The organism is Streptomyces alkaliphilus (assembly GCF_014141535.1).
In the GTDB taxonomy this organism is placed as follows: Bacteria; Actinomycetota; Actinomycetes; order Streptomycetales; family Streptomycetaceae; genus Streptomyces; species Streptomyces alkaliphilus.
Genome location: NZ_VKHT01000236.1, coordinates 1 through 5957, shown reverse-complemented (window position 1 = coordinate 5957; position 5957 = coordinate 1). Strand labels below are relative to the sequence as shown.

Genomic DNA, 5957 nt, shown 5'->3' with positions numbered 1-5957 from the left:
CCCACACCCCCACACCTCACAACGCCGGTCGCTCACCCCCACTCGGACACTCCCGGAAAGGAACCCCCCACATGTCCCATGCGATGCTTGGACGACGCGGCTGGGCCACGGTCGCCCTGGCGACCGTGGCCGCGCTGGTCATCGGCCTGATGAACGCCACCACCAGTCGGGCCCAACCCGTACAGAGCGGCGCCTGGTACGTCATCGAGGCACGCCACTCCGGCAAGGTCCTGGATGTGGACGCCCGTTCCCAGCAGGACGGCGCCCGTCTCATCCAGTGGTCCCGCACCGACGCGACCAACCAGCAGTTCCGGTTCATCGACGCCGGCGGCGGCTGGTTCCGCATCCAGGCCCGGCACTCGAACAAGGTCCTGGAGGTCCACGACTGGAACGCCTCCGACGGCGCCACCATCGCCCAGTGGACCGACCTGGGCAACACCAACCAGCAGTTCCGATTCGTCGACGCCGGCGGCGGCCACCACAAGCTGATCAACCGTTTCAGCGGCAAGGCCCTTGACGTCTGGGAGCGTTCGACGGCCGACGGCGCCCGGATCTCGCAGTACACCGAGAACAGCAACCACAACCAACAGTTCCGGTTCGTCCCGGTGAGCGGTTCCGGCGGCGACAACCCGTCGGCCGCCTGCGGCACCGGTACCTACCAGGCCGAGGCCCGGCAGAGCGGCAGCACCTGGACGGCGCCCGGCTACTCCGGCACCGACATGCTCGCCGCCATGCGCGCGGCGGTGAACAGCCTGCCGTCCAACCGGACCTCGATGCAGCGGGTGGTCGTGCGCGGCTCCGGCTCCATGCCGGCCAACCAGTCCCTGGACCTGCCCAGTTACACCTCCGTCGAGGTGTGCGGCACCATCAACGTCACCGGGAGCCCCGGCGGCGACCACGCGGTGGTCCGGGCCCGGAACGTCCGGGACGTCGCCGTGCCGCACCTGACCGTCACCGGCGGCCCGTACTTCGGGATCTTCGCGCGGAACGTCACCAACCTGCACCTCGGTCGGATCGACCTGCGGTTGAACAACGGCCTCGGCGTGCGGATCGACAACCACTCCAACCGCGCCGTGCGCACCACCAACGTGCGGATCGACAACGTGTACGTCTCCGGCACCAACAACCACGGTGTGGAGACCTACGGCGTGGACGGCCTGACCATCGGCACCGTCACCGCCCGCAACACCGGTTACTCCGGCCTGCTGCTCAACGACACCATCAACGCCACCGTGCAGCGGGTGGACGCTCAGGGCGCGGGCACCGGAACCGGCTACGCCGCCTTCCGGATGGCCAACCGCAACGGCCGGGTCGGCAGCTCCTACCCGACCAACATCCGGGTCGGCGAGGTCATCGCGCGCGGCGGAGGTCGCGGGATCTTCTGCGTCTCCGAGAGCGGTGGCGTGACCATCGACCGGGTGGACATCGCGCAGACCGGCAACAACGCGATCCTGATCGAGAACTGCTACAACGTGGACATCGCCGCGCAGGGGGGCACGGTCCGCGACCGTGACATCCGCCTCGCGGCCCGCTCGGAGTTCCCGAACAACCGGGACATCGTCCTGCAGAACCTGACGCTGACCAACTCCGCGCTGACCGAGAACCCCTGCGGCACCAACATCACGTACCGCAACCTCACCTTCAACAGCAGCCCTCGCAACACCTGTTCCTGACGGGTGGGGCGGGGGTGGTGTGCCGGGCGCGCACCGGCACCCGCCCCCGCTCCGCCCCGCTCCGAAGCCGAGGGGCCGAGGGGATCGGGGAGGCCCGAACCGACGGGGCCCGGTACCGCGTTCGCGGTGCCGGGCCCCGTTCCGTGTCCCCGACGGACCCGTCGGGGACACGGTGAGCGGTCACTCGCCGTCGTCGCCGCCGTCGTCGAAGCCCTCGTCGGCGGCCTCCTCCTCGTCACCGGAGAAGCCGTCCATCATCTGGTTGACCATCATGCCGCCGACCACACCGGCGGCCAGACCCGCAGCGCCGGCCGCGACCGCCGTGCCGACACCGGGCCCGCGTCGCTGCGGCTGCGCCATCCCGGGCTGCATGCCGGGGTGCATTCCCGGCTGCATGCCGGGCTGCATCCCCGGCATCATGCCCGGCTGCATCCCCGGGTGCATGCCGGCGGCGAACTGCGCGACGGCCGCCTCGCGCCCCTCCAGGAGCCGCTCGACCCAACCGAGGACCTCGGCGTTCCAGTCCCGACCCGCCGGGTCGTGCGCGAGCACCTCCCGCAGCATCCCCGCCGGGTGCCCCGGGGGCAGGGTGCCGGCACGCTTGTCCGCCTCCAGCACCACCTCCACCCCCTGCGGGTTGGGCAGGAAGGTCATCTCCAACTCGGCCACCCGGTGGGCGAAGCGCTCCGGCGGCACGAGGTCGAACTCCTGGTAGAAGGGCATCTGCTGGCCGGTGCCCGGCAGCGCCTCGGGAACCAGCGCGGCGGCGGCGAAGCCGAAGCCCTCCTGGCCCAGCGCCTCCAGGACGGCCTCCTGCGCCGGCAGCGGCTCGACCGCGAACATGTCCAGGTCCCCCTGGTCACGGGCGGCGGCGATGGCCAGCTCGGTGCGCACCCCCAGCTCCACCCCCAGCGGCTGGCCGTACAGCTGGGTGATCGGGGTCTGCCAGGGCAGCGTCAGTTCGAAGGGCACGCTGTTGAGCGCGCCCTGCGGCAGGGTGAAGTTCTCCGCGACGACACCCCGGTCGAAGACCGTCAGGTTCTTCCCGTCGCCCCCCGCCCCCGGGGCGCCCGGGGCACCGATCCGGACGACCAGCTCCAACGTGATGTGCTGGATCGTGAAATCGGCCTGTCCACCCTGGAGTTGCACCTGACCCCGGAGAGGTCCGCCCGGCCGGACGGCACCACCCTCCAGCACCGTGTCCACCGTGGGGGCACCCACGCCGATCGATCCCAGCAGCCGCTTGAACACCATGTCAGGCGTTCACTCCCTCATCCTCGTGGCAGGCATGTGTCCTTGTTGAACGGGAAGGAGAGGTCACGGGTTCCCACCCTTCCGTCACCGAGCGTGCCCCGAGACTACCGCGACCACCAGTGCCGAACCGGACACATCCGGTCACGAACCGGCCGTCGGTGGGCGCGAACCCGGCCCGGGGGCAACCGGGTTCCGGGGTTCACCCGACCGCGCGCCCGCTCCCGTCCCGCACGCCGGGGCCCGCGCCCCCGCCGACACGGCACCGGGCCGGTGTTCCGCCCCCGCGTGGCGCGGGGGCGGAACACCGGCCCGGTGGGCGAGCCGAACGACTCCCCTTCGAGGGACCCGGCTCGGCCCGGATCAGTCGCCCGGTTCGGCCCGGATCAGTCGGCCGGGGCCTCCGCGGGACGACCGAGGCGCACCGGCAGCGTCAGCGGTCCGTTGGAGATGATCGAGGGCAGCGGCGCCGGGCCCTCCGGCCCGTAGGCGGGCGCCAGTTCCGGGAAGCGCGCGAAGAGCGCCGGCAGCGCGATCGACACCTCCAGGCGGGCCAGCGGCGCGCCCAGGCAGTAGTGGACGCCGTGGCCGAAGGCCATGTGGTCCCCCCGGGTCTCCCGGGTGATGTCGAACTCGTGGGCGTCCTCGCCGTGGGTTCCCGGGTCCCGGTTGATCGCCGCGTAGTTGACGGCGATCATCTCGCCGGCGCGGAAGCTCTCGTCGGTCTCCTCGTCGGTGAAGTCCTCCACCGCGAAGCGCGGGATGATCGTGGCGATCGGCGCCTGGTGGCGCAACGACTCCTCGATCGCGTCGGTCCACTCCGCCGAACCCGAGGTGAGCGCCGCCAACTGCTCCGGGTTGTTCAGGAGGTTGATCACCAGGCTGCCGATGAGGTTGACGGTGGTCTCGTGACCGGCGCCGATCAGCAGCAGCAGGCTGTCCAGCAGTTCCTGCTCGGTGAGGTCCCCCGTGCGGTGGGAGGCGATGAGGTCGGAGGTGACGTCGTCGCCGGGCGTCGCGCTCTTGAGCGTCACGAGGTCGTTGAGCAGACCGTAGACGGCGGCGGCCTCGGAGGCCGCCGCCTCCGGCGTGAGGCTGGTGTCGAAGAGGGAGCCTATGTGCTTGCGGAAGCCGTCGTGCAGCTGTTCCGGCACACCGAGCAGCAGGTTGGCGACCTGGAGCGGGAGGATCCAGGCGAAGCGGTCGCGCAGGTCCACCTCCCCGCCGGGCTCGGCGAGGGCCGTGGCCGCGAGGTCGTCCAGCAGCTGGGTGGTGATGGCGGTGATCGGTTCGGCGAAGGCCTTCACCCGACGGTGGGTGAAGCCGGGGCCCAGGGCCTTGCGCAGCCGGCGGTGCTCGTCCCCGTAGGCGGACAGGGCGTTGCGGACGGCGACCCAGGTGACCAGTTCCCAGTCGGCGGGAACCCGGCCCTCGATCCACTCCGGCCAGTGCCGGTGGGCGTCCTTGGAGACCCGGGAGGAGGAGAGCAGCCGGCGGGCGAGGCCGGGGTCGGTGATGGTGCGGGCGGGTATGCCGCCCGGCAGCACGGTGGCCGGGGCGGCACCCAGAGCCCGCAGGGCCGTGGCCTCGCCGTGCAGGTCGCGGGCGGTGCCGTCCAGGACGAGCGGCGCGCCGGCCGCGGTCGCGGCGGTGGCGGAGGTGTGCGGGCAGCCGGATATCACGCTGTCACTCAAGGGTGCTCCCGGGGTCGTGGGACGGGGACGGTGTCGCGCGCGGAGGGGTGAACGCGACCGGCAGGGTGGTGAGACCGGAGTGGAAGGTGGGCGGACGACGCGAGGCGGGGGCGTCGGGATCGACGGGCTCCGCGTCGGGCAGCCGGTCCAGCAGCCGGGTCACGGCGGTCTGGGTGATCAGGCGGGCCAGCCCCTGGGCCGGGCAGGCCCGGATACCGCCGGAGAACGCGAGGTGACCGCGGTTGTCCTCGCGGCGCATCCCGTCCAGGGCCGGGTCGGTGTTGGCCATGGCGAAGGAGACGAGCACCGGCACCCCCGGCGGAATGGTGATCCCGCCGTAGGGGATGGCCGTGGTCGCGTACAGCGGGCAGTAGTTCGCGACCGGGGGGTCCTCCCACAGCACCCGCTCCACCACGCCCGTGATCGGCCGCGAACCCGTGTAGGCGTCACCGGCGTACTCGTCGTCGGTGATCAGGCGGTGCAGGGTGTTGGCGATGAGGTTGGTGGAGGGGGTGGTGCCCGCGCCGACCACCAACAGGATCTGCTGGATCATCTCGGCGTCGGTCAACCGTTGGGGCTGCGCGATCATCCACGAGGTCACGTCATCCCCGGGCTCGGCCCGCTTCAAACGCGCCAACTCCAGGCAGGCCGCCTCGAGTTCGGCGTTGGCCCGGGCCGCGTCGGAGACCGTGTCGAACAACCGGGCGATCGCATCCACGATCGTGAAGCCGAGGTCCTCGGGACAGCCGAACATGTGCAGCAGCACCTGCATCGGCAGCGGGGCCGCGTACTGCGCCACCAGATCGGCGGTGCCGTCGGCGGCGAACGAGTCGATCAGGGCGTCCGCGATCGCCTCGACCATCGCCGGCAGACCGTGGGTGTCCACCCGGGCCAGGCTGGCGGTGATCGCGCCGCGCAGCCGGGTGTGCTCCAGCCCGTCCTTCCACAGCGCGTTGTCCCGCGGCATGATCATCGGCAGCGCGGGGCTGTCCTCGGGTACCCGCCCCTCCCGCAGGGCCGCCCAGTACTGGGGGTCCTTCCGGAAGGTGCCGGGGGTGTGGCGCAGCAGGTGCAGCGCGGCCTCGTAGGTGGTGGTGATCATGGCGTTCAGGCCGGGGCTGAGCTCCACCGGGGCGATCGGCCCCATCGCGCGCAGGTCGCGGTAGACCGCGTGCGGGTCGGCGTGGAAGCGCGGACCGTACAGCGCCGGCACGGCCGGGCGCCGGGCGGCGTGCCGGCCCGGGGGGGCCGGGGCCGCGGCGGCACCCGTGTACGGGCAGTGCTCCTCCCCCGCCCCGGAGCACCCCGGCACGGAGCTGCGGACGGCGTTGGACCTGGA

Annotated in this window: 4 protein-coding genes; 1 reads left to right on the top strand and 3 read right to left on the bottom strand. The window is 72.1% G+C overall.

Features of this window, described 5'->3' with window-relative positions; all coding sequences use genetic code 11:
* Window positions 1-71: 71 nt before the first annotated feature.
* A complete protein-coding gene (locus tag FNQ90_RS28420; RefSeq protein ID WP_182606053.1) occupies window positions 72-1673 on the top strand; it encodes an RICIN domain-containing protein in 1602 nt (533 codons plus the stop codon).
* 180 nt (window positions 1674-1853) lie between these two features.
* Here FNQ90_RS28420 and FNQ90_RS10040 read toward each other — a convergent pair whose 3' ends face one another.
* From FNQ90_RS10040 to FNQ90_RS10030, 3 genes are all read right to left on the bottom strand, one after another.
* On the bottom strand, window positions 1854-2927 hold the full coding sequence (locus FNQ90_RS10040) for a sporulation protein (RefSeq protein WP_182606052.1): 1074 nt from the start codon (window positions 2925-2927) through the stop codon (window positions 1854-1856).
* 383 nt (window positions 2928-3310) lie between these two features.
* Window positions 3311-4618: a cytochrome P450 family protein gene (locus tag FNQ90_RS10035; protein WP_194432389.1), complete on the bottom strand. Its 1308-nt coding sequence runs from the start codon at window positions 4616-4618 to the stop codon at window positions 3311-3313.
* On the bottom strand, window positions 4611-5957 hold a 1347-nt coding region (locus FNQ90_RS10030; protein WP_182606051.1), incomplete at its 5' end, for a cytochrome P450. The genes FNQ90_RS10030 and FNQ90_RS10035, both read right to left, overlap by 8 nt.